The following is a 23405-nucleotide window of genomic DNA, read 5'->3' on the forward strand; positions in this document are numbered from 1 at the left end:
GGCATCTCCGAGCGCAAGCTTTTCGGACCGCTTTTCAGCGGCGCGGTAAGTTCATGTGGATCCCCGTAGCGAACCCGAACGGCGGCGCTCCCGGATCGGCGCTCCTCGCGCACCTCGGCATGAGCGGGCAGCTGCTACTGCGCTCGCTCGAAGCGCCCGACGACCGGCACGTGCGCGTGCGGCTCTGGATCGAGCACCCCGAGCACGGCGACCTGCGTCTCGATTTCGCCGACCAACGGCTCTTCGGCTCGCTGGCGCTCGACGCGCTCGTCGAGGCCGCGGGCGGCGGCGCGATCCCGAGCCAGGCGCGCCACATCGCGCGCGACCCGCTCGATCCGCTCTTCGACGACATCGGCTTCATCGCGGCGCTGCGCTCCCGCAGCGCCGGTGTGAAGAAGCTGCTGCTCGACCAGGGGCTCGTGAGCGGCGTCGGCAACATCTACGCCGACGAGGCCCTGTGGCGGGCGCGACTGCACCCCGAGACGGCGGGCACGTCGGTCGGGCCGCGCAAGGCCCGCGAGCTGCTCGCCGCGCTGCGCGACGTGTTCGCGAAGGCGCTCGCCGAGGGCGGCACGAGCTTCGACGCCCAGTACGTCAACGTGAACGGTCAGGCGGGTTATTTTGCGCACTCGCTCAACGCCTACGGCCGCACCGGGCAGCCGTGCCCGCGCTGCGGGGGGCCGATCCGGCGCATCGTCATCGGCGGACGCTCCTCGCACTTCTGCTCGCGGTGCCAGAAAAGGGGCTCCGCCCCGCGGTCCCGCACCTCTGTCTGAGGCGTTGGGGCAGGATCCGCCCGGTCCGATTCGCTGCTCCCTCTGGCGGTGCGCCGCCGCGGCGGAGTGCTAGGGCCGGGCCGTCGAGGCCGCAGCGGTTGCACGCACGGCGGCGGTGATGCCGTCCTTCCAGGGGGCGCCGTGTCCGGGGAGTACCCATGTCGCTTCGGTCGGGAGCAGATTCTGGAGAGAAGCGATGGCTTGCTCTGGGTCATCGGTGAACGGCGCGGGCTGGGGGCCGGTCACGCCGGTCAGGACGTTGCGTGTCGTGAGTCCATCGCCGACGAACACTGCGTCGGCGAGCGGAACATGCACGGCGATGCTGCCCTCGGAGTGCCCTGGAAGGCCGATGATGCGGGGGGATCCCGGAAGATCCAGGACTTCTCCGTCGCGCACGTCGATCGTGCGGGTGAGCCACGAAGTGCGAAGTCCGCCTTTGCGGAGGGCGTATGTCAGGAATTCGACGAGGGGCAGGAATCTCATCTGCTGCTTGGCGTTGGGCGGCTTCGGTCCGCCCATGGCACGCGCTGCATCTGCGTGGTGGACGTAGACGGGTATTCCGAGGTGCCGGCGCAGGCGTTCAGCGAAGCCGAGGTGGTCGGAGTCGCCGTGCGTCAGAATGATGCCCTTGACGTCGCCCAGGGTTCTGCCCGCAACTGTGAGTTCGGCGCGGAGATCGCGCCAGTGGCCGGAGAGCCCCGCATCGATGATCGTGACTCCCTCGGGGGTGACGACGAGGTAGGCGGCCACGATGTCATTGCCGACTCGGTAGAGATGGGTGCTCAGCTTCATGAAGGCTAAGATATATAGCCATGAAGGCTACTGTCAATAGCTATACTTGGGGGATGCCAGCTCCTGACAAGACTTCCCTGGGTGCGATCGTGCATGCTGCCCGGCAGCTTGTGGAATCCGACGGATTGCCCGGCTTGACCATGCAGAGCGTTGCTCAGCGTGTGGGAGTTCGTGCGCCTTCTCTCTACAAGCGCGTCGGAAATCGAGACGAACTGATCCGACTCGTCGCTGAAGCTGCGCTGAGCGACCTGTCCGATGCGTTGAGGGCGGCTCCCGACCTCTACCGCCTTGCGGAAGCGTTTCGCAGCTTCGGGCATCTGCATCCTGCCGCATTCCAACTGATCATGGCTCCCGGTGCAGGTGTTCCGGTTGCGAGTCTCGCGGCGACGGCGGCGGTCACGCAGCCGGTGATCGACGCTACACGGGCCCTCTGCGGCGAAGCTCGAGGGCTTGACGCTGCTCGCACCCTCACTGCGTGGGCGACGGGCTTCATCATCATGGAGAACAACGGGGGTTTCCGCCTGGACGGAGATGTGGAGGAGGCGTGGCGTTTCGGGCTCGAGAGAATTCTCGAAGCGATAGCGCGCTCGCGCTGAGGCGCGGTCTCCAGGTCCCGACTGAAGCGTGAGACGCAGAAGCCTGCTGTCTGCAGCAGATCGTCCACGCGAACCGCGATGGGGATCAACAGCCCGAGCGCGGCCGATCCACCGCGAACGCCAGATGCGGCATCTCAACGCCGCGGTAGTGCTTCACGAAGCGTCCGCGGACGGTCATGCCGAGGCGGATCGCGACGTTCATCGAGGCGAGATTGGTGTCGCGCACCTGCGCCCACACCCGCTCGGCGGCGAGCTGATCGAAGGCGTACTCGCGGCAGGCGGTGGCCGCTTCGACGGCGTATCCGCGGTGCCAGTGGGCGCGGTTGAAGAGGTAGCCGACCTCGATGACGTCGGCGCCGAGGATGCGCTGCCGGGTGAGCCCGCACTGCCCGATCATCTCGCCGGTGTCACTCAGCTCGACGGCCCACAGCCCGAAGCCGTCCTCCCGATACCGCTCGCGCATGCGCTGCAGCCAGCCGCGCACCATCGGCTCGTCGAACGCGCCCTCGTAGGCGGTCATCGTCTGCTCGTCCTGCAGGATCGCGCGGAGCGCGGGCAGGTCGCCCTCGTTCAGCTCGCGAAGTTGCAGGCGCGGGGTTTCGAGACGCATCCGACCATTGTCGCAGGCGCCGGGTATGCCAGGGTTCGGGCCGCTAGCCTGCTCGGTGCTGCCGCAGTTCGAGATCGATGGAGGCTCCGATGAGGGCACGGTACGCGGCCTCGACCACCTCGGGGGAGGCCCCGCGCTCCTCGGCGAGGCCCCGCGCCTTCTCGATGACCTGCTCCACCCTGGCGGGCGCCCGCACCTCGCCCTCGTTCTGCTTGAGGGAACCAGCCGTGAGCACCCACCGCTGCCGCTCGGCGATGAGTGAGACGATGCGCTGATCGATCGCGTCGATCTGCTCGCGCACATGGTCGAGGGTGAGGCTCTGAACCGGGTCGGTGCTCATCGCATCAATATAGTCGGGGTGCAGGTCTCGAGCCCCGGTCTCGGGGCAGGCCAGGCGCCTGCGCCGATACCCTTGAACGATGATTGCGCAGATCCTCGGCGAGGGAACCCCGCTCATCGCGATTCACGGCTTCGGTGTGGATCACCGCATCATGCTGCCGCTCGACGACGATCTCGCGAACCGGGGGTGGCAGCGCATCTACCTCGACCTTCCATGGGCGGAGGGCGCTGCGGACACCGGCGAGCGCACCCCGCGTGAGCTTGCGGACGCGGTGCTCGCCGAGGTCCGTGGCACGATCGGCGAGGCGCCCTTCGCGGTGATCGGCAACTCGTTCGGAGCGATGGTCGCGCGCCACCTCGCGCACGCGCTGCCGGCGCAGTGCCTGGGTCTTGCGACGCTCGGCGGGATGTTCGAGCCGGATCGTTCGCGGCGCATCTGTCCCGACCGTCAGGCGGTCGTGCTCGACGACGAGGTGCTCGTGCGGGCGGGGGAGGCGCGGGCGGATTTCGAGGAGATGGCGGTCGTGCAGAGCGAGGCGGCCCTCGACGCGTTCCTCACCTCCGCGCTGCCGGGTCTGCGCGGTGCGGATCAGCGGGTCATGGGGCGGATCGCGGCGAAGTACACGCACGCCTACTCTCCTGAGGCGGGCGCCGCGGAGCCCTTCGATGCGCCGTCGCTGCACGTTTTCGGCAGGCAGGACCACGTCGTCGGTTTCGAGGACGGCCTGGCGCTGCGAGACCACTACACGCGGGGTGCGTTCGTCGTGCTCGACGCCGCCGGGCACAATGTGCACCTGGAACAGCCGGCGGTCGTCGGCGCCCTGCTGCGCGACTGGCTCGACCGGACGGCCGTCGCTCGCTGAGGCTCCTTCGCGGCACCGAAGGTTCCGCAGGGGGCTCAGCTCGCCGGCTGCAGGCGTCGCAGCGCGACGGCCTGGCTGGCGGCGAAGAGGGCGATATCGACGGCGATGGCGAGCACGGCGAGGGCGACCAGCACCGCGGCGCCCGTCGCCGAGACCGCAGCGACCGCGGCGGCGGCGAGCAGGTTCGCGATCATCACCAGCCGGAGCGCGGTGCGCAGCGGAAGTCTCGCGAGCATGAGCAGGATCAGGCCGGCGCAGACGACCACGGCGACGCCGACGGCGGCGACCAGCCATGCCGGCAGCGCGAGGGTGGGCGCGATCGCCGGGGCGGCGAGTGCGACGCCCGCGCCGAGCAACCCGCAGTACGCGGCATCGAGACGGAGGCTGAGGCGGCCGAGGCGTTCGCCGTTCCATGCGTGCCTGACCTCATCCTACGCGGCACGACGCCGTTCCCCGGCCGGGGCAGCCACGAGCGCTGGCACGCGCGTGTGCCGGCCGCCGCTTCGAAATAGACTGCGCGCATGGGCCCGAAAGTCTCCGCAGGTGCGCATGCGCACGCGCATCTGCGGCTGCGTTCCTGCGTCTCCATCCTGCTCGGCATCGGTGCGGGGGCCGTCGTGGCCCCCTCGCTCGGAGTCGCTGCGGGACTGCTCGCGGGCTGGGGGCTCGTGGCGCTCATCAACGTGGTCTGGGTGCTGCTGGTGGTCTGGCGCATGAACCCGCAGCAGACGAGGGCGCACGCGACCGCCGAGGATCCGGGGCGCGGGCTCGCGCGCGTGGTCGCCGTGGCCGGCAGCGTCGCGAGCCTCGTCGCCGTCGCGGTGGTCGCGGCGCAGGCGCAGCGAGCCGACGGGATCGAGGCATACCTGCTCGCGGGGATCGCGCTGCTTAGCGTTGCGAGCTCCTGGGCGCTGATCCACACCGACTACATGCTGCGGTATGCCGCGCTCTACTACGGGAGCGGCCCCGATGGCGCACCGCGCGGCGGTATCGACTTCAATCAGGCGGATCCGCCGCAGTACACCGACTTCGCCTACTTCTCGGTGGGGCTCGGAATGACCTATCAGGTGGCCGACACGAACGTGAGCAGTTCGGATCTGCGCCGGGTCGTGATCGCGCAGACGCTGCTCGGCTATCTCTTCGGCGTCGGCATCATCGCGAACGTCGTCAATCTCATCTCGGGTCTGGGATGACGGCCTGGGATGACGGCCCGGGGTGACCGCCCGGGCTCCGGTGCGAGCGCCGCGTGCGCCCATCGGTAGGGTGAGGGGATGACTCAGTCTTCGCCGGGCTCGGCCCGCCCAGCGCTCACCCCGGGGCTCTCCGGCGACGAGCTGCGACGCTGGTACTGGCTGAAAGACGAACTGAGCGACTTCGCGCGGTCGCTCGGCATCCGCACCACCGGCGGCAAAGAACTGCTGACGGAGCGGATCGCTGCTCGCCTCGACGGCCGCGAGTTCGTCGAGCCGTCGCAGCGGAGGCGCACCGGTGGACGTCAGCTCGCGGGTGAGCTGACGCCCGAGACCCTGATCCCGGCGGGTCAGCGGTGCAGCCAGACGGTGCGGGCGTGGATGGCTGAGCAGGTGGGGCCGGGCTTCCACTTCGACGCCGAGATGCGCGCCTTCTTCGCGGCCTCGGATGGCACGCAGACCCTGCAGCACGCCCTCGAGCACTGGGTCGCGACGCGTGAGCAGGGGAAACGCGGCATCGACGCCCAGTTCGAGTACAACCGCTTCACCCGGGCCTGGCATACCGCCCACCCGGATGGCAGCCGCGAGGATCTGCTCGCCGCTTGGCGGGAGTACCGCGCACGCCCCGTCGACGAGCGCGGCCGAGCGTAGGGCGAGGGCATGGTCGACCTGCATCAGACCGAGCCCGGGCTGCCTCCGGATCACCCGTGGCTTCTGCTCTCGCGGTGGGGGATCGCGTGGCGCTCGGCGCTCGGGGCGATCGTCGCCGGGCTCTGCGTGGTGCTGGTGATCACGCTCTTCGGCCTGCTCGGTGACAGTCCCATGCCCCAGGCCACGCTCAACCTGGTCTGGTTCGGAATCCCGCAGCTGCTCGTGATGATCGCGACCGCGGCGGTGCTCGGCCCCTGGCTGCGGCGCTTCTACCCGTTCGGGCAGGCGCTGCTGTTCAGCGGCATCGCGCTCGCCGCAGCGTTCGTGCTGGCGATCCTGGTCGAGGCGGCGAACCGGCTCCTCGACCCGAGCACGGGGGGAGTGGGGGTCTTCCTCGTGCTCTTCTTCGCGGGGTTCCCGTACTTCCTGACCGGGGCGATCGGTTACGGCCTCGCGATCTGGTCGGTGACGCCGCGCGGCAGGCGGGTGTTCTGGACGCTGCTGGCGGGGGTGATCCTGCTCTTCGCCGGGTGCTGGATCGCGGCCCAGCAGACCGCGGGGTGAGCAATAGCATTGACCCATGAACTTCATGCGTGTGAGCTGGGGCATGAGCGCCCTCGTCTGGTTCGGTTTCATCGTGCTGGCGTGCGTGGCGCTCGGCTGGCCGGCCGTGGGGGTCACGGTGCTCTTCGCGGTGCTGCCCGATGCGGCGCTCATCGGCGGTTTCGCCGCGCAGGGTCGACTCAAGCCCGAGCGCGTGCGGCTCTACAACACCCTGCACTCGATGCCGGTGCCGCTCGCGATGCTCGCGCTCGGGGCGATCGCGTTCTTCGTCACGGGCGGCTTCGCAGGCGGCTTCTGGCCGCTCGCGCTCGCGGGCGCGGCCTGGTTCGTGCACATCGCGGCGGATCGCGCCTTCGGGTACGGCTTCCGCGACGCCGACGGCGACATCATCCCGGTGGGCAGCGTGCTGGGGTGAGCCCGGGGCGGACCTCGCCGCCGCGGTTCTCGTGTTCTCGCAATAGCGGGCAACCGGCCGTGGGCCGGGTACAGTCGTAGAGATCGACGGATCCCTGTCGGCCGAGCGAGAGACGGAAAGGCGGCGGCGTGCACCTCAAGAGCCTCACGCTCAAGGGCTTCAAGTCCTTCGCCCAGCCGACCACGTTCCAGTTCGAGCCCGGGGTCACCGCCATCGTCGGCCCGAACGGTTCGGGCAAGTCGAACGTGGTCGACGCCCTCGCCTGGGTGATGGGCGAGCAGGGCGCGAAGACGCTGCGCGGCGGCAAGATGGAGGACGTGATCTTCGCGGGCACCTCCACCCGCGGCCCGCTCGGCCGGGCGGAGGTGCGCCTCACGATCGATAACTCCGACGGAGCGCTGCCGATCGAGTACACCGAGGTGACGATCAGCCGCACCCTGTTCCGCAACGGGTCGAGCGAGTACGCGATCAACGGCGAGAGCTGCCGCCTGCTCGATGTGCAGGAGCTGCTGAGCGATTCGGGTCTGGGCCGCGAGATGCACGTGATCGTGGGCCAGGGGCAGCTCGACGCGGTGCTGCGCGCGACTCCGGAGGATCGCCGGGGCTTCATCGAGGAGGCCGCGGGCATTCTCAAGCATCGTCGTCGCAAGGAGCGCACGCTGCGCAAGCTCGACGCGATGGAGACGAACCTCACCCGGTTGAATGATCTCGCGGGTGAGATCCGCCGCCAATTGAAGCCGCTGGGGCGTCAGGCCGAGGTGGCGCGGCAGGCGCAGACGATCGCGGCGGAGGTGCGCGACGCGAAGGCGCGGCTGCTCGCCGACGATGTCGCGCGGCTGCGCGCCGAACTCGACGAGCTGGCGAAGGATGAGGCCGAGCGGCACTCGGAGCGGATCGTGCTGCAGGAGCAGGCGGAGCAGAAGCAGCTGCGCGTGCAGCGTCTGGAGCAGGAGCAGCAGAGCGACGAGCTCGATGCGGCGCGGCGCGTGACGATCGGCCTGGAGTCGGCTCAGTCGAAGCTGCGGGGCCTGTTCTCGCAGGCGCAGCAGCGGCTCACCTTCCTGGCGACGCAGGCGGAGGCCCCCGAGCAGGTGAACCGTGTGACGCGCGCGGCCGTTGAGGAGGCCGCCGAGGAGGTGCGCGCGCTGGAGACGCTGATTCCGGAGGCGGAGGCGGCGTGGCAGCAGGGCGGTGCGGTGACGCGGCAGGCGCAGCGCGCGCTCGACGCGATCGACGAGCACATCGCGGCGCAGAGCGCGCTCGTGTCGAGGCACGATCTGCAGCTGTCGCAGTTGCGGGGGCGGGCCGAGACGGCCGAGCAGAAGCGTGCGACCGTGGCGCAGGAGTTGGCGCGGCGGCAGCACGCGGTGGCGCAGGCCGAGGAGCGGGCTGAGGCGGCTCGCGGTGAGCTTGCGGGTTTCGAGGAGCGCGCGGAGGCTGAGGATCCGGGTGCGGCGACGGCCGGCGACGGCGACCGCATCGCCGACTGGGATGCCGCCTACCGTGCCGCGCAGGAGCGGCAGGGCGATGCGGAGCAGCGCCGCGATGAGGCGCGGGACCGGCTGCACGCCCTCGAGCAGGAACGGGCGGGCCTGGAGGCGCGGGTGAGCGCTCTCACCCGCTCGCTGGATCAGCGCGACGCGTCGGGGGCGCTGCTCGCCGATGCGCCGAACGGGATCGCGGGCCGTGTCTCCGACCATGTGCGGGTGCGCGAGGGAGCGGAGGCAGCGGTCGGTGCGGCGCTGGGCGTCTTCGGCGACGCGCTGCTCGCCGAATCGGCGGCGGCTGCGGGCCTCGCCGTTGCGGCGGCGCACGAGCGCGATCTCGGCCGGCTGCGGGCGGTGCTGGCTGGCGGTGCGCGGGGCGATGCGGATCCCGCTGCGGGTGCCGGCCCCGAGATCGACGGCGCGACCAGGGCCGTCGACGTGATCGTGGATGCGCCCGCCGGGGTGCGCGGTCTGCTGGCCCGCAGCTACATCGTGGAAGACCTGGCGTCGGCGATCCGCGTCTCCGATGCCCTGCGCGAGCGGTGGCCCGGCGGCGCCTACACCGTGGTCACCGGCGGGGGAGACGTGCTCACCGAGCACACGCTGAGCGGTGGATCGGGCCTGGCGCCGTCGCGCATCGAGCTCACCGCCGAGCTGGAGCAGGCGGAGCAGGCTCGCACCCGCGTGGCGGAGCGGATCGCCGAGACGGAGGCCGAGCTCGCCGAACTGCGTGAGGCGGCGGCGCGCGCCAAGACCGACGCCCAGCAGGCGTTCGCCGAGCTGCGTGCCGCCGACGCGCGTCTCGCGGAGGCCGCGAAGGAGCGCAATCGGCTCTCCACCCGGGCCGAGGCCGCGCAGGCCGAGACGGAGCGTGCCCGGCAGGCGCTCGTCGCCGTCGAGCAGTCAGTTGGCGAGGCCGCGGCGGAGGCGCATCGTGCGGCTCAGGCGTTCGAGGCGGCCGAGGCGGAGCCCCGGCCGATCCTCGATGCGAGTCAGCGCGACGAACTGCTCGCCGAGCTGGAGCGGGCGCGTTCGGCCGAGGTGGAACTGCGGCTCGCGCTCGAGACCGCCCGTGAGCGGGCGCGCGCCGCCGAGGCGCGCCGCAGCGCGCTCGCCGATCAGTTCGACGCGGAGCGGCAGGCCGCCGAGGAGGCTGCGCGCCGGGCCGTGCTGCGGTCGCGGCAGGTGGCGCAGGCCGAGCGGGTGGCCGAGTTGCTGCCCGCGATCCTCGACGCCTGCGACCGCTCGCTCACCGAGGCGCGGCTCGCTCAGCAGACCGCTGAGCAGCAGCGAGCGAAGCACAGTCAGGAGCTCACGCTGCTGCGCTCGGAGGAGTCGGAGCTGCGGCAGAAGCTGCAGACCCTCACCGAGCGCGTGCACGGCGCAGAGCTGAAGAGCTACGAGCGCAAACTGCAGCTCTCGGCGCTGCTGGAGCGTTCGGGCAACGAGCTGGGGCTCGTGGAGGATGTGCTCATCGCCGAGTACGGCCCCCTGGTGGGGATCCCGGTGCCGGCGCAGCACGACGACGAGCCCCGGGCCGCGGTGCAGCCGGATCCCGAACCCGCATACGCGAACGCGCTCGAGGCGGAGCTCGCGGCCGAGCTGGGGTTGCCCGGCGTGCAGCCCGCGGCGTCGGACGGGCCCGCAGCACCGGCGGATCCGCCCCCTGCGGCGCAACATGACACCGTGCCCTACGTGCGCGCGGAGCAGGAGCGGCGTCTCGCTAGGGCAGAGAAGCAGCTCGCGCAGCTCGGCCGCATCAATCCGCTCGCGCTCGAGGAGTTCGCGGCGCTGGAGCAGCGCCACCGCTTCCTCGGCGAGCAGCTGAAGGATCTCGCCAAGACCCGTTCCGACCTGCTGGCCATCATCGAAGAGCTCGATCGCAAGATGCAGGGCATCTTCGCGGCGGCCTTCGAGGACACGAAGGCGGCGTTCTCCGAGGTCTTCCCGATCCTCTTCCCCGGCGGCTCGGGCGAGATCGCGCTGAGCGACCCCGACGACCTGCTGAACACGGGCATCGACATGGCCGTGAAGCCGGCCGGCAAGAAGGTCGAGCGCCTGTCGCTGCTGTCGGGCGGCGAGCGCTCCCTCGCCGCGGTCGCCTGGCTCATCGCGATCTTCCAGGCGCGCCCCAGCCCGTTCTACATCGTCGACGAGGTCGAGGCCGCGCTCGACGACGCGAACCTCGGGCGCCTGCTGCAGGTCTTCGAGCGGCTGCGCGAGAACTCGCAGCTGATCGTGATTACTCACCAGAAGCGCACGATGGAGATCGCCGACGCGCTCTACGGCGTCTCGATGCGCCAGGACGGCATCAGCGCGGTCGTCGGTCAGCGCGTCGGCCGCGAGGAGTGACCGCGTGGCCGGTGGACCGATCTCGATAGACTTGAGCAATGGCTGAGCGATCCTGGTCCTTCTCGAAAGCGTTCCGCACCCTGTTCACGGGCCCGGAGCTCATCACCGAAGAGACGTGGGACGATCTCGAGGCCGCGCTCATCACGGCCGATTTCGGCCCCGAGGTCACCGAGTCGATCCTCGACCAGCTGCGCGCCGACGTCGAACGCCACCGCGTCACCGAGGTGAAGGACATGCGCCGCATGCTGCGCGACGCCATCGAGGAACGGCTCGCGGCCTACGACCCCACGCTGCACCTCTCGGAGCGGCCCGCGGTGATCCTCGTCGTCGGCGTCAACGGGGTGGGCAAGACGACCACCATCGGCAAGTTCGCGAAGTACCTCACCGCCTTCGACAAGAAGATCCTGGTCGGTGCCGCCGACACCTTCCGCGCCGCCGCGGTCGAGCAGCTCGGCACCTGGGCCGAGCGGGCCGGTGTCGACATCGTGAAGCCGCAGCAGCAGGGTCAGGATCCCGCGTCCGTCGCGTTCCAGACCGTCGAGCGGGCGAAGAACGAGAGCTACGACATCGCCATCATCGACACCGCCGGCCGCCTGCAGACCAAGGGCGGCCTCATGGACGAACTCGGCAAGGTGCGCCGCGTGATCGAGAAGCAGGCGCCCGTCGCCGAGGTGCTGCTCGTGCTCGACGCCACCACCGGGCAGAACGGGCTCGCGCAGGCCGAGGCCTTCATCGAGCACGCGGGGGTCACCGGCCTCGTGCTGACGAAGCTCGACGGCTCCGCGAAAGGCGGCTTCGTGCTCTCCGTGCAGCAGAAGACGGGCCTGCCGATCAAGCTCGTGGGGCAGGGCGAGGGCATCGGCGACCTCACCGGCTTCACCCCGCACGTCTTCGCTCAACAGCTGGTCGGCTGACGCCGCCCACGAGCTCAACAGCTGGTCGGCTGACGCCGCCCACGAGCTCAGCAGCTGGTCGGCTGACGCCGCCCGAGCAGGGTCAGCGGCGTGGGATCGCTGTAAGCAGCAGCGGCACGCGCACCTCGCGCCACCAGCGGAGCGCGAGCATGCCCGCGGACATGCCGTGGCCCGGGTTGAGCTCGGACGCATGGGCGATGCCGTCGCCTTCGAGCCGGTCGAGCGAGACGCCGGCGATGCGTTCGATCTCGTGGTGCAGCGCCCGCCTGACCTCCTCGAGCTCGAGGGACGCGGGCGTATCAGCGAGGCGACCCCGCAGCAGTGCCTCCAGATAGATGTCGCCGCGATAGGGGCCCAGCTCCGAGCGCGGCGGATCCGTGCTCGGCGGCACCGCGTCGAAGAGGGCGCCGATCGATCCCTCTGCCGGGACGGGTGGGCGCAGGAGCCAGAGCATGGCCTGGAGTCGTGTGAGCATCGCTTCGTCAAACGCGATGAATCGAACCTCGTCGGCAGTGGTGAGGCCCGACTCCTCAGCTGAGATGACGGTGCGGATCGCCGTCTCGACCGCTTCCCCGAGCGGCCAGCCGTAGGTGCCGGTGGAGAGCACGGGGAAGGCGATGCTGCGCGCGCCGAGACGCTCGGCGACTTCGAGGGACCGCCGGTAGCACGACGCCAGCGTCGACGCATCGCGCTCGCCGGCCCTGAAGTCCGGGCCGACCGTGTGCACGACCCACCGGGCGGGCAGCTCGCAGCCGGGCGTCCACCCGGCGTCGCCGGTGGCGAGGCCGTCGGGGAAGCGCTCGACGCACTCGCGCAGCAGCGACGGTCCTGCAGCCCGGTGGATTGCGCCGTCGACGCCGCCTCCGCCGCGCATGGCGCGATTGGCGGGGTTCACGATCGCGTCGACGCGCTGCCGGGTGATGTCGCCCAGTGCGATGGTGAGTGAGGTCATGGTCTCATTATCACGCCCTGAGCGAAACTGACCGATCGGTGCAAAATAGGGGAGTAAGACTGAAGGTGAGGCCTGACGGCCGAGCCCCGCGCTGCGACCGCCGGACCGGATCACCGCCCACGAGGCGGATCATTCGAGAAAGGCATGACATTGCAGAACCTCACCGTACTCGGAACCGGCGTACTCGGATCCCAGATCATCTTCCAAGCCGCGTACTCCGGCAAGAACGTGGTCGCCTACGATCTGAGCGACGAGATCCTCGCGAAGCTGCCGGCCCGCTGGGAGTACCTGAAGCCGCTCTACCTGCGCGACCTGCCGGACGCGACGCCCGAGAAGCTCGACGCCGCTGTGGCGCGCATCCGCACGAGCTCCGACCTCGCAGACGCGGTGCGCGATGCCGACATCATCATCGAGGCCGTGCCCGAGCGTCTCGACATCAAGCAGCAGACCTGGGAGAAGGTCGCCGCGGTGGCCCCCGAGCGCACGATCTTCTGCACGAACTCCTCGACCCTGCTGCCGAGCGACATCGCTCCGTTCACGGGGCGGCCCGAGAAGTTTCTCGCGCTGCACTTCGCGAACGAGGTGTGGGCGAAGAACACGGGCGAGGTGATGGGGCACGCGGGCACCGACCCCGAGGCCTTCGAGGCCGTCGCCCAGTTCGCCGAGCAGATCGGCATGGTGCCGATCCGCATCCGCAAGGAGCAGCCGGGGTACGTGCTGAACTCGCTGCTCGTGCCCTTCCTGAATGCGGCCTCGCGGCTGCTGGTGCGCGGCGTGGCGACCCCCGAGGACATCGACCGCACCTGGAAGATCGCGACCGGGGCACCGGCCGGGCCGTTCGAGATCTACGACGTCGTCGGCATGATGACCCCCTACAACCTGGGCAAGGACAGCGACGATCCCGAACAGCGCCAGTTCGCCGAGTACATCAAGCGCGAGTACATCGACAAGGGCTACCTGGGCAAGGGGTCGGGCCGGGGCTTCTACTCCTACGAGTGAGGTCCGAAGGCCGGGGGCGAGCCGGGTAGACTGAATCCGCTATGGCTACTTTCGGAAACCTGTCTGCTCGGCTCACCGAGACCTTCAAGAACCTCCGTGCGAAGGGCAAGCTGTCGGCCTCCGACGTCGACAGCACGGTGCGCGAGATCCGTCGCGCCCTGCTCGAGGCCGACGTCGCGCTCGACGTGGTCAAGGAGTTCACGGGCAAGGTGCGCGAGCGCGCGCTCGGCGACGAGGTCAACCAGGCGCTCAACCCGGCGCAGCAGGTGGTGCAGATCGTCAACGAGGAGCTCGTGGGCATCCTCGGCGGCGAGCAGCGCCGGCTGGAGTTCGCGAAGAACCCGCCCACGGTCATCATGCTCGCGGGCCTGCAGGGTGCGGGCAAGACGACGCTCGCCGGCAAGCTCGCGAAGTGGTTGAAGGATCAGGGCCACACGCCGATGCTCGTGGCCTGCGACCTGCAGCGCCCCAACGCGGTCACCCAGCTGAGCGTCGTCGCGGAGCAGGCGGGCGTTGCGATCTACGCGCCGGAGCCGGGCAACGGTGTCGGCGATCCGGTGAAGGTCGCCAAGAACGGCGTGGCCGAGGCGAAGTCGAAGCAGTACGACTTCGTCATCATCGACACCGCCGGCCGCCTGGGCGTCGATGCCGAGCTGATGCAGCAGGCCTCCGACATCCGCAAGGCCACCGAGCCCGACGAGGTGCTCTTCGTCATCGACGCCATGATCGGCCAGGATGCCGTCGCGACGGCGCAGGCCTTCCAGGAGGGCGTCGATTTCACGGGTGTCGTGCTGACGAAGCTCGACGGCGACGCCCGGGGCGGCGCCGCACTCTCGATCCGCAGCGTGACGGGGCGCCCGATCCTCTTCGCCTCCACCGGTGAGGGCCTCGGCGATTTCGAGCCCTTCCACCCGGACCGCATGGCGAGCCGCATCCTCGACCTCGGCGACATCCTCACCCTCATCGAGCAGGCCCAGCAGGCTTTCGACGAAGACGAGGCGCGCAAGGTCGCGGAGAAGATCGCCACCGACGCCTTCACCCTCGACGACTTCCTCGGCCAGATGCAGCAGCTGCGCAAGGCCGGCTCCCTGAAGAAGATGATGGGGATGCTGCCCGGCATGGGCAAGATGAAGGATCAGCTCGACAACTTCGACGAGCGCGAGATCGTGCGCACCGAGGCGATCATCCAATCGATGACGAAGGCCGAGCGGCAGAACCCGAAGATCCTCAACGGCTCGCGCCGTCTGCGCATTGCGAAGGGTTCGGGCATGACGGTCACCGACGTGAACCAGCTCGTGCAGCGCTTCGAGCAGGCCGCGAAGATGATGAAGACGGTGGCCCGTGGCGGCGTGCCGCAGATCCCGGGCATGGGGCCGATGCCGGGCATGAGCCACGGCGGCAAGAAGAAGCAGCAGGCGAAGGGCAAGGGCAAGAAGCAGTCGGGCAACCCGGCCAAGCGCGCCCAGGAGGCCGCCGGCGTGGCCGCTCAGCAGGCTGCGGCTCCCGCGGGCTCCGGTTTCGGGCTCGGCGCGGCGGGCAAGGCTCAGCCGAGCGAGGAAGATCTCGCGAAGCTGCAGCAGATGCTCGGCAAGGGGCTGCGCTGAGGCGCGACCCCTCATCGTGCGAGGGGCGGGCGTGACGGGCGGAGACGGCGAGGCCGATCCTGCGGCGCGCTTGGCGCTGTTCCGCTCCGAGTGGCCGCGTCGGGTGAGCTGGCGCGAGGTGCGGGCGGCGGATCCGACAGTGTTCCGCTCGGCCGCTCGGGGCGCCGTCGTGGTGATGACGGCGGTGCCTCTCACACTGCTCGCCTCGTGCCTCACGCTCGAAGTGCCGGTGGCGATCCCGTTGCCGGACTGGCTGGACTGGTCGCGCGGGCTGCTGATGATGGTGCTGATCTGGGCCTCGATCGGGTTCTGGATCTGGGGCCTCGTGCTGCTGTCGCTGCCGGCTGATACGCGGCGGGGGATCGCGTTCGCGCGCTTCGCCGCTGAGCGCGACCTCGGGTACTCGCGTTTCGGTTTCCCGCCCGAGCGTCTCGGGATCCTGCTCGCCGAGGGTCGCACCGCACCGCGGAGCCGGCGCCTGCGAGACGCGGCCGCCGCCGATCCTGCGGCCGCTTCGCTCTTCAGCGCGGACTTCGCGATCTGGCGCAGCGAAGCGGGCCGGGGGCGGCCCGTGGCGAGGCGTCCCGCTTTCCAGATCGCGGTGGCGCGCTACACGGGCGGCAAGAGCGACCCGAAGGGGCCGCGTTCCGCGTTCCGCGTGCTGGAGATGCCGCTGCCGCGCGTGCTGCCGCACCTCATGATCGACTCGCGCCGCAACGGCCGTCTGCGGTCGTTCCTGCCGGGTGTGCAGCGCCTCTCGCTCGAAGGCGACTTCGACCGTTACTTCGCGGTATACGCGCCGGAGGGGTACGCGCGCGACGCGCTGGAGCTGCTCACCCCCGACGTCATGGTCTGCCTCCTCGATCACGGTCGTCGCTGGGACATCGAGGTGGTCGAGGACCGGCTCGTGGTCGCCTCCCACCGCTTCCGCGCCGCCTCCGACCGTGCGGAGGTCACCGCGATGCTGCTCTTCTCGGAACTGGTCGCGCGGGAGCTCGGCCATCAGGCCGGTCACTACACGGATCCGCGGGCGGATCGGCCGCGCACGCAGGTCGCGGCGGCGGGGCGGCGGCTGCGGCGGCGTTCGGCGGCCTGGTCGACGGCGGCGCTCGCGCTGGCGGTCGCGGTGATGCTCGGCTTCCCGCATCTGCTCGGCTGGTGGCTCGACCGCAGCTGACGGGCGGCGCGGCGCCCGCAGTTCGCGCGGGCCGCCGGTGCCATACTCGCCCGCGTAGACTGCTTCCGAGACGCAAGGGGAGGGGCGCATGACGGGCGAGAGATCCTGGGCGACACTGCCCAACGCGATCACGCTGCTGCGGCTGCTGCTGGTGGTGCCGATCGTGGTGCTGCTGGTCGAAGGGGAGCAGCCGGTGCTCACCGTGGTGTTGCTCGTGATCTTCGGAGCGAGCGACTGGATCGACGGCACGCTCGCGCGGCTGCTGGGCCAGGTGTCGAGCTTCGGCAAGCTGTTCGATCCGCTCGCGGACCGGGTCGGGGTGGTGGCGATCGTGCTCGCGATGATCGTGGCGGGCTTGCTGCCGGCGTGGACGGCGATCGCGATCCCCGGGGTCGAGCTGGTGCTGCTGGTGGTCTACGCCGTGGCGCGCCCGGCGCGCGTTCCCGAGGCCAGTCTGCTGGGCAAGGCGCGCACCGCGGTCATGATGACGGGGATCGCGGCGGTGGGGTTCGGGATCCTGCCGGGGCTCGGGTGGCTCGGCGACATCGGGCGGTGGATCACGGCCGTCGGTGTGGTGATGCACGTCGTGGTGGGTGTCGACTACTTCCGGTTGATGGTCGCGGGGCCGAGGCGGCCGCGTCCTCGTCCGTGAATCCGGTGGCCCGGATGCCGGCTGCGTCGGCGGGTGCCGTGCGGCTGCGGCTGGCAATAGGGTGGATCGCATGAGCAGCAGCCCCGAGTATTGGATCGGTACGGACATCGTGGCCCGGGACGTGTGGACGACGGTGCCGCTCGACTGGTCGGATCCTGACGGTGAGACGATTCGGGTCTTCGCCCGTGAGCTGGTGGCCGCCGAGAAGCGCAACGAGGATCTTCCGCTGCTCGTGCATCTGCAGGGCGGGCCGGGCGGCAAGGGCACGCGTCCGCTGGGCCGTTCGGGCTGGGTGGGGGCCGCGCTCGATCGCTTCCGTCTGGTGATTCCGGATCAGCGGGGCACCGGCCGTTCGACGCCGGTGAGCGGTGGCGAGTTCGGAGCGATGCCCGCCGACGAGGCGGCCCGTCGTCTGTCGCTGCACCGCGCCGACTCGATCGTGCGCGATTTCGAGGCGGTACGGAAGACGCACTACGAGGGGCGCCAGTGGTGGACCATCGGGCAGAGCTATGGCGGCTTCCTCACGCTGCACTATCTCTCGGCGGCGCCGGAGGCGATCGTCGGCTCGGCGGTGACGGGCGGTCTTGCGGGTCTCGAAGCGGATCCTGCGGAGGTCTACCGCCGCACCTTCCCTCGCGTCGTCGAGAAGAATCGAACGTTCCGCGAGCGCGTGCCGCATCTGGTGGAGCGGATCTCGCGGGTGGCCGAGGTGCTCGCTTCGGAGGATGTGCGCTTGGCGGACGGCGATCGTCTCACCGTGCGGCGGTTGCAGACCCTCGGCTTCGGCTTCGGGGTGGCGCCCGGCTTCGATCGGGTGCACTGGCTGTTCGACGAGGCGTTCGCCGATGCCGCGGAGACGCGCCTGAGCGACACCTTCGTGGAAGCGGTCGGGGCTGCCACTGGGTTCGCGGGGCAGCCGCTGTACGCGGCGCTGCAGGAGGCGATCTACGGGCCGGGCCCGTCGGCGTGGGCGGCGCAGCGCGAGCGGGATCGGCGGCCGGAGTTCGCGGAGTCGTCGCGGCCGCTGCTCTTCACCGGTGAGATGGTGTTCCCGTGGATGTTCGAGGAGATCCGTTCGCTGCACGGCTTCCGTGCCGGCGTGGAGCGGCTTGCCGAGGGGGAGTGGCCGATCGCGCTCTACGACGCCGAGCGGCTCGCCGCGAACGAGACGCCGGTCGAGGCCGCCGTCTACTTCGATGACATGTACGTCGATGCGCAGCTCTCGCTCGACACCGCCGCACGGGTGGGGTCGGTCAATGCGTGGGTGACGAACGAGTACGAGCATGACGGCGTGCACCACGACGGGGTCGCCGAGCGGCTGTTCTCGGCGCTCGAGCGCCGCCTGGGCGGCACCCGATCGTCGCGCTGACTCAGCTGCGGTGCCCTGGTGCGCTGCGCGACTGGGCGGAGCGCCTGGCTGCGATTGCGCAGTCGGCGATGGGATCGATCGTCCCGTGACGGGCCACGTTCATGGTCTAGTGCCTGAAAGAGGTGCAAAACCCCTGATCGTGACAAAAATTGCATCTGAGGCTGAAATGTGTGAGGATTGATGGGTTCGCGCAATCCTGCGCGCCCAGGCTTCCGCTCCCGTTCGAATCGCGAGGCGCGGCGTCGTTCCACTCGATTCAAGGAGTCATCATGGCTGTCAAGATCCGTCTCAAGCGCCTCGGCAAGATCCGCGCCCCCTACTACCGCATCGTCGTCGCCGACTCGCGCACCAAGCGCGACGGTCGCGTGATCGAGGAGATCGGCAAGTACCACCCGACCGAGCAGCCCTCGTTCATCGAGGTCGACTCGGAGCGCGCGCAGTACTGGCTGAGCGTGGGCGCCCAGCCCACCGAGCAGGTCGCGGCGATCCTCAAGCTCACCGGCGACTGGGGCAAGTTCACCGGCGAGGGCAGCACCGAGTCGCAGGTCAAGCCTGTCGAGCCCAAGCCCGTCTTCGAGGTCGACGCGGCCAAGAAGCCCGTGCTGCGCCCCAAGGCTGAGAAGCCGGCGGCGAAGGACGAGGCTGCCGAGGCTCCGGCCGAGGAGGCCGCTGCCGAGACCACCGAGGCCTAATCCTCTTGGCTGAGCAGGCGCTGGCCGAAGCGCTCGACCACCTGGTGCGCGGGATCGTCGACCACCCCGAACGGGTGCGCGTCGATGCTCGCGAGACCCCGCGCGGCGAGGTGCTCGAGGTGCGGGTGCACCCGAGCGACCTCGGCCGGGTGATCGGCCGCGGCGGTCGCACGGCGTCGTCGCTGCGCACCGTCGTGTCGGCGCTGGCCGACGGCGGGCGCGTGCGCGTCGACGTGATCGACACCGACCAGCACGACCTCGGCGACGAGGTCGGCTCGGCCGACGCGGAGGGCGCCGTCTGATGGCCGACGCTCACGGGCGTGTGCGAGCTCCCCGTCCCGCAAGCGGGGCGGGGAGTTTGCGCGTCGGGCGCCTCACCAAACCTCACGGGCTGAAGGGCGGCGTCAAGCTCGAGCTCTTCACCGACAATCCCGAGCTGCGCTTCACGCCCGGCGCGGTGTTCCACCTGCAGGTGCCGGAGGAATCGCCGTGGTTCGGCCGCACCATCACCATGCGCGAACTGCGCTGGTTCAACGAGTCGCCGGTCGGCTTCTTCCAGGAGCTGCCCGACCGCACCGCGGTCGAGGGGATCGTGCGCGCGATCCTGTGGATCGACGAGCAGGCCGTGGCCGAAGGCGAGGAAGACAACGCCTGGTACGACCACCAGCTCGTAGGGCTCGACGTCGTGCGTGAAGCCGAGGATGGGGCGAGCCACGTGAAGCTCGGCACCGTCGCAGAGGTGCAGCACTTCCCGGCGCAGGATCTGCTCGTCGTGACCACCGACGGCGGCACCGTGCTGGTGCCCTTCGTCGAGGCCATCGTGCCGAGCGTCGACATCGAAGCGGGCATCGTGCGCGTGACCCCGCCCGCGGGCCTCTTCGAGGAGCTCGCCGACGACGCCGCCGAGGATCCCGCGATCACCGCCGGCGAGACCGACGCCGACACCGAGATCGACGGTGCCGAGGTCGGCGACGCCGACCGGAACGGCCCCGCCGCATGAGGATCGACGTCGTCTCGATCTTCCCCGGCTATTTCGACGCGCTGGAGCTGTCGCTGCTCGGCAAGGCGAAGCAGCGGGGCCTCATCGACGTGCGCGTGCACGATCTGCGAGACGCCGCGCACGACAAGCACCGCACCGTCGACGACACGCCCGCGGGCGGCGGAGCCGGCATGGTGATGAAGCCCGAGCCCTGGGGCGAGGTGCTCGACGGCATCCTGGCCGAGGCTGGAGCTGCTGCGGGATCAGGCACCGCGTCCGAGGCGTCCCCCGCGGTTGACGCCGAGCCCGGCACGGCCGGCGATCCGCTCATCATCTTCCCCTCGCCCGCCGGTGAGGTCTTCACGCAGCGCATGGCCCGCGAGCTCGCCCACGAGCAGCACCTCGTCTTCGGGTGCGGCCGCTACGAGGGCATCGACCAGCGCGTGTTCGACGAGTACGCCGCACGCGGCCGGGTGCGCCTCGTGAGCATCGGCGACTACGTGCTCAATGGCGGAGAGGTCGCCACGATCGCGATGATCGAGGCGATCGGGCGGTTGCTGCCGGGTGTGGTGGGCAACCCCGAGAGCCTCGTCGAGGAGTCGCACGAGGAGGACGGCCTGCTGGAGTACCCCAGCTACACCAAGCCCGCCGAGTGGCGCGACCGTGCGGTGCCGCCGGTGCTGCTGAGCGGCAACCACGCCGCCATCGAGGCCTGGCGGCGGGAGCAGCGCATCGAGCGCACGCGGCGGGTGCGACCCGAGCTGCTGCCGCGTGAACTGCGCGGCGAGTCGCGCGGCCGTCACGCCGCCGAATGACGTCGGTGTCGCAGAACCTCTAGGCTTGATCCATGCGTGATGTTCTCTCCGCCGTCATCGGCAAGACGGTGCGGCAGGCGGCGCGGCTGCGTGGCGGCGGATCCGCCCTGCCCGGCCTCGTCGTCGAAAAGCTCGACCCGGGGTTCATGGCTCGGGTGCTCGGGCGACTGCCCTACGGGGTGATCGCGGTCAGCGGCACCAACGGCAAGACCACCACCACGAAGATGATCGTCGAGATACTGCAGGCCCGCGGGCTGCGCGTCTTCACGAACAAGACGGGGTCGAACTTCTCGCGCGGCGTCGTCGCGGCCGCGATCCAGGAGTGCTCGCTCGGCGGCAGGCTCGACGCCGATGTCGCGGTGCTCGAGCTCGATGAGGCGCACGCGATGTACTTCATCGACCGGGTGCAGCCCCGCTTCACGCTGCTGCTCAACGTGCTGCGCGATCAGCTCGACCGCTTCGGCGAGATCGACACCACGGCGAAGCTGCTGCAGCGCATCGCCGACGCCACCACCGAGGGTGTGGTGGTCAACCGTGAGGATCGGCTGGTGGCCGCGATCGGCGAGCGCACGCGCGAGCGCGGCGGATCCGGCGGTGCTGCCGGCAAGCCCGCCGTGCGCGAGTTCGGCCTCTCCTCGGCGCTGCTCTCCACCTTCCCGAGCGATGACGACTTCCACGCGACGCCCCTCGCCGGCGCCGCGGCCGATGACGCGCCGGAGCGCCCCGACGCCGACGTCACCCTTGTCGAACTCGGCGACCACGAAGCCGTCTTCCGCATCGCGGGCGACGATCACCGCACCGCGCTCAAGCTCGAGGGCCTGTACAACACCTTCAATGCGGCCGCGGCGCTCGCGACCGTGCGCATGGTGCTCGACGCCGGCCCGCTGCCGGGGCACCCGGCCCCGCACCGCACAGCCGACACCGATGCGGCGCTCGTCGCCGCGCTCGCCCAGGTGCGGCCCGCGTTCGGGCGCGGCGAGCAGCTGCTGCTCGACGGGCAGCCGCTCGAACTCGTGCTCGTGAAGAACCCCGCGGGCTTCCGGCTCGGGCTCGCCTCGTTCGATGCCCGCGGCGTCGACGTGATGATCGCGATCAACGACCAGTACGCCGACGGCCGCGACATGTCGTGGTTGTGGGATGTCGACTTCGGCTCGCTCGCCGATGAGGGCGTCGACACGGTCTCGGGTACGCGGGCGTGGGACATGGCGCTGCGACTCGAGCACGACGATGTGCCGGTGGGGCAGGTCGAGGAGGATCTGGGCCGCGCCCTCGCGTCGTTCCGCGAGCGCACACTGCGCGGCGGTGAGGGCGCCCGCCCGCGGCGCATCTACTGCACCTACACCGCCATGCTCGAACTGCGACGGGCGCTGGCCGAGCTGACCGACGTGGAGGACATCTGGTGAGCACGTTCGAGAGCACGGATGCAGGCGCCGGCGAGAGCGCCGGCGAGCGGTCCGGAATGAGCGCTGCCGAGCGCGAGCTCGTCATCGTGTCGCTGTATCCGCGCGATATGAACATCTACGGCGATCGCGGCAACGTGCTGTCGCTCGCGCGTCGCGCGAAAGCCCACGGCTTCGCGCCGCGCGTCGTCGAGGTCAACCCCGGCGATCCGCTGCCCGAGCACGTCGACATCGTCGTGGGCGGCGGTGGGCAGGACTCGGGACAGGGGCGCGTCGCGCAGGATCTCGCCGCACGGGCCGATGAGATCCGCGCCCTCGCAGGCGACGGCGTTCCCATGCTCATGGTGTGCGGGCTGTACCAGCTCTTCGGGCACCGCTTCGTCACGCACACGGGCGACGAGCTGGTGGGCATCGGCGTGCTCGATGTCGAGACGCGCGGCGGCGACGTGCGCATGATCGGCAACATCGTGCTCGACTCCGACGAGTTCGGCAAGATCATCGGCTACGAGAACCACAGCGGCGACACACGATTGGGGCCCGGTTCGCGGCCGCTGGGGCGCGTGACGCAGGGCGCCGGCAACAACCCCGATGACGGTTTCGAGGGCGCCCGTACCGGCAATGTGATCGGCAGCTACCTGCACGGCTCGCTGCTGCCGAAGAACCCGGCGCTCAGCGACTTCCTGATCGGCGAGGCGGCGCAGCGCCGCTACGGCGCATTCGAACCCGCGGCGGGCGTCGACGAGACCGTGCAGCGGGCGCGCGAGAGCGCGAAGCGCCGCCCGCGGTAGGGCTGCGGCCGACGGCCTGCGGCTGACGGCCAGCAGCTGTCGCTGGCGGCCTGCGGCTGTGACGGCGTGCGTCCGGGCCTGTGGCGGCCGTCATTTGACGTCCCAGCCGTCCTTTGGGACCTGCAGCCGTAAATCGGGGTCACTTTTTGCCGTGTCATCGCGCGACACGCGGCAAAAAGTGACCTCGATTTCGTGGGGGGTGCCGGTGTGGTGAGGAAGCCCGGCGGTGCGAAGCGGAAGACGGGCGGGAAGCAGGCGGGGAAGGTCAGTGGGCCTGCAACCCGCGGGCATGCGCCAGGCGCTGTGAAGGGCGGCATCCCACGATCCGGAATTCTCGCAAGAAAATTTATATGCATGGGAATATAGTTCTGGATGGGGCCGTTGTTCCCTCGTGAAGCCGCCGCGAGCGGCCCCACGACAGAAAGGCAC

General features: G+C 70.3%; 25 protein-coding genes. 20 read left to right on the forward strand and 5 right to left on the reverse strand.

The genetic code is table 11. From position 1 onward, the window contains the following. The first annotated feature begins 53 nt into the window (after positions 1-53). Positions 54-776 (forward strand): bifunctional DNA-formamidopyrimidine glycosylase/DNA-(apurinic or apyrimidinic site) lyase, encoded by a 723-nt coding sequence (mutM, locus tag H490_RS28925; RefSeq protein ID WP_017885011.1) that lies wholly within the window; start codon positions 54-56, stop codon positions 774-776. Positions 777-845: 69 nt separating this feature from the next. On the opposite strand, the gene H490_RS28930 is transcribed toward mutM, so the two are convergent. Beyond that, positions 846-1568: an MBL fold metallo-hydrolase gene (locus H490_RS28930; RefSeq protein ID WP_017885012.1), complete on the reverse strand. Its 723-nt coding sequence runs from the start codon at positions 1566-1568 to the stop codon at positions 846-848. A 53-nt stretch (positions 1569-1621) separates the two neighbouring features. Here H490_RS28930 and H490_RS28935 point away from each other — a divergent pair, with 53 nt between their 5' ends. Then, positions 1622-2164, forward strand: a complete 543-nt coding sequence (locus H490_RS28935) for a TetR/AcrR family transcriptional regulator (RefSeq protein WP_031290241.1) — start codon at positions 1622-1624, stop codon at positions 2162-2164. Positions 2165-2249: 85 nt separating this feature from the next. On the opposite strand, the gene H490_RS28940 is transcribed toward H490_RS28935, so the two are convergent. Next, positions 2250-2774 (reverse strand): GNAT family N-acetyltransferase, encoded by a 525-nt coding sequence (locus H490_RS28940; RefSeq protein ID WP_017885014.1) that lies wholly within the window; start codon positions 2772-2774, stop codon positions 2250-2252. A 43-nt stretch (positions 2775-2817) separates the two neighbouring features. Further along, positions 2818-3114 (reverse strand): chorismate mutase, encoded by a 297-nt coding sequence (locus tag H490_RS28945; protein ID WP_017885015.1) that lies wholly within the window; start codon positions 3112-3114, stop codon positions 2818-2820. A 79-nt stretch (positions 3115-3193) separates the two neighbouring features. On the opposite strand from H490_RS28945, the gene H490_RS28950 reads away from it, so the two are divergent. Further along, a complete protein-coding gene (locus tag H490_RS28950; RefSeq protein ID WP_017885016.1) occupies positions 3194-3976 on the forward strand; it encodes an alpha/beta fold hydrolase in 783 nt (260 codons plus the stop codon). A 35-nt stretch (positions 3977-4011) separates the two neighbouring features. On the opposite strand, the gene H490_RS28955 is transcribed toward H490_RS28950, so the two are convergent. Then, positions 4012-4332 carry a hypothetical protein gene (locus H490_RS28955; RefSeq protein ID WP_017885017.1) on the reverse strand — a complete coding sequence of 107 codons (321 nt, stop codon included), beginning with the start codon at positions 4330-4332 and terminating at the stop codon, positions 4012-4014. 165 nt (positions 4333-4497) lie between these two features. On the opposite strand from H490_RS28955, the gene H490_RS28960 reads away from it, so the two are divergent. The 6 genes from H490_RS28960 (at position 4498) to ftsY (ending at position 11549) form a co-directional block, all read left to right on the forward strand. Further along, the gene (locus tag H490_RS28960; protein ID WP_017885018.1) at positions 4498-5169 is read left to right on the forward strand and encodes a DUF1345 domain-containing protein; all 672 of its coding nucleotides are present in this window, start codon (positions 4498-4500) and stop codon (positions 5167-5169) included. Positions 5170-5247: 78 nt separating this feature from the next. Then, a complete protein-coding gene (locus H490_RS28965; protein ID WP_017885019.1) occupies positions 5248-5817 on the forward strand; it encodes a DUF6434 domain-containing protein in 570 nt (189 codons plus the stop codon). Between the two features lie 9 nt (positions 5818-5826). Continuing rightward, positions 5827-6381, forward strand: coding sequence for a hypothetical protein (locus H490_RS28970; protein WP_017885020.1), 555 nt, complete (start codon positions 5827-5829; stop codon positions 6379-6381). A gap of 16 nt (positions 6382-6397) precedes the next feature. Further along, on the forward strand, positions 6398-6796 hold the full coding sequence (locus H490_RS28975) for a DUF4260 family protein (RefSeq protein ID WP_017885021.1): 399 nt from the start codon (positions 6398-6400) through the stop codon (positions 6794-6796). 128 nt (positions 6797-6924) lie between these two features. After that, the gene (smc, locus tag H490_RS28980; protein ID WP_017885022.1) at positions 6925-10635 is read left to right on the forward strand and encodes a chromosome segregation protein SMC; all 3711 of its coding nucleotides are present in this window, start codon (positions 6925-6927) and stop codon (positions 10633-10635) included. 38 nt (positions 10636-10673) lie between these two features. Then, positions 10674-11549 (forward strand): signal recognition particle-docking protein FtsY, encoded by an 876-nt coding sequence (gene ftsY / locus H490_RS28985; protein WP_017885023.1) that lies wholly within the window; start codon positions 10674-10676, stop codon positions 11547-11549. A gap of 82 nt (positions 11550-11631) precedes the next feature. On the opposite strand, the gene H490_RS32910 is transcribed toward ftsY, so the two are convergent. After that, positions 11632-12501, reverse strand: a complete 870-nt coding sequence (locus H490_RS32910; RefSeq protein WP_017885024.1) for a macro domain-containing protein — start codon at positions 12499-12501, stop codon at positions 11632-11634. Between the two features lie 144 nt (positions 12502-12645). On the opposite strand from H490_RS32910, the gene H490_RS28995 reads away from it, so the two are divergent. From H490_RS28995 to H490_RS29045, 11 genes are all read left to right on the forward strand, one after another. Further along, positions 12646-13500, forward strand: a complete 855-nt coding sequence (locus H490_RS28995) for a 3-hydroxyacyl-CoA dehydrogenase (RefSeq protein ID WP_017885025.1) — start codon at positions 12646-12648, stop codon at positions 13498-13500. Between the two features lie 41 nt (positions 13501-13541). After that, positions 13542-15104 carry a signal recognition particle protein gene (gene ffh / locus H490_RS29000; RefSeq protein ID WP_017885026.1) on the forward strand — a complete coding sequence of 521 codons (1563 nt, stop codon included), beginning with the start codon at positions 13542-13544 and terminating at the stop codon, positions 15102-15104. A gap of 31 nt (positions 15105-15135) precedes the next feature. Then, on the forward strand, positions 15136-16281 hold the full coding sequence (locus H490_RS29005) for a hypothetical protein (RefSeq protein WP_017885027.1): 1146 nt from the start codon (positions 15136-15138) through the stop codon (positions 16279-16281). An 88-nt stretch (positions 16282-16369) separates the two neighbouring features. After that, entirely contained in the window at positions 16370-16933 is a 564-nt protein-coding gene (locus tag H490_RS29010) for a CDP-alcohol phosphatidyltransferase family protein (RefSeq protein WP_017885028.1), read from the forward strand. 70 nt (positions 16934-17003) lie between these two features. Further along, complete coding sequence (locus H490_RS29015; protein WP_017885029.1) at positions 17004-18302, forward strand: alpha/beta fold hydrolase; 1299 nt, start codon at positions 17004-17006, stop codon at positions 18300-18302. Between the two features lie 269 nt (positions 18303-18571). Next, positions 18572-18994, forward strand: coding sequence for a 30S ribosomal protein S16 (gene rpsP, locus H490_RS29020; protein ID WP_017885030.1), 423 nt, complete (start codon positions 18572-18574; stop codon positions 18992-18994). A gap of 5 nt (positions 18995-18999) precedes the next feature. After that, positions 19000-19296: an RNA-binding protein gene (locus H490_RS29025; protein WP_017885031.1), complete on the forward strand. Its 297-nt coding sequence runs from the start codon at positions 19000-19002 to the stop codon at positions 19294-19296. Then, positions 19296-19994 carry a ribosome maturation factor RimM gene (gene rimM / locus H490_RS29030; RefSeq protein ID WP_051066221.1) on the forward strand — a complete coding sequence of 233 codons (699 nt, stop codon included), beginning with the start codon at positions 19296-19298 and terminating at the stop codon, positions 19992-19994. The genes H490_RS29025 and rimM overlap by 1 nt, the downstream gene beginning before the upstream one ends. Beyond that, on the forward strand, positions 19991-20788 hold the full coding sequence (gene trmD / locus H490_RS29035; RefSeq protein WP_017885033.1) for a tRNA (guanosine(37)-N1)-methyltransferase TrmD: 798 nt from the start codon (positions 19991-19993) through the stop codon (positions 20786-20788). Before rimM ends, trmD begins: the two co-directional genes overlap by 4 nt. A gap of 32 nt (positions 20789-20820) precedes the next feature. Further along, positions 20821-22191: a Mur ligase family protein gene (locus H490_RS29040; RefSeq protein WP_017885034.1), complete on the forward strand. Its 1371-nt coding sequence runs from the start codon at positions 20821-20823 to the stop codon at positions 22189-22191. Between the two features lie 56 nt (positions 22192-22247). Continuing rightward, positions 22248-22976, forward strand: coding sequence for a type 1 glutamine amidotransferase (locus H490_RS29045; protein WP_031290245.1), 729 nt, complete (start codon positions 22248-22250; stop codon positions 22974-22976). Positions 22977-23405 lie beyond the last annotated feature (429 nt).

Source organism: Leucobacter sp. UCD-THU (assembly GCF_000349545.1).
In the GTDB taxonomy this organism is placed as follows: domain Bacteria; phylum Actinomycetota; class Actinomycetes; order Actinomycetales; family Microbacteriaceae; genus Leucobacter; species Leucobacter muris.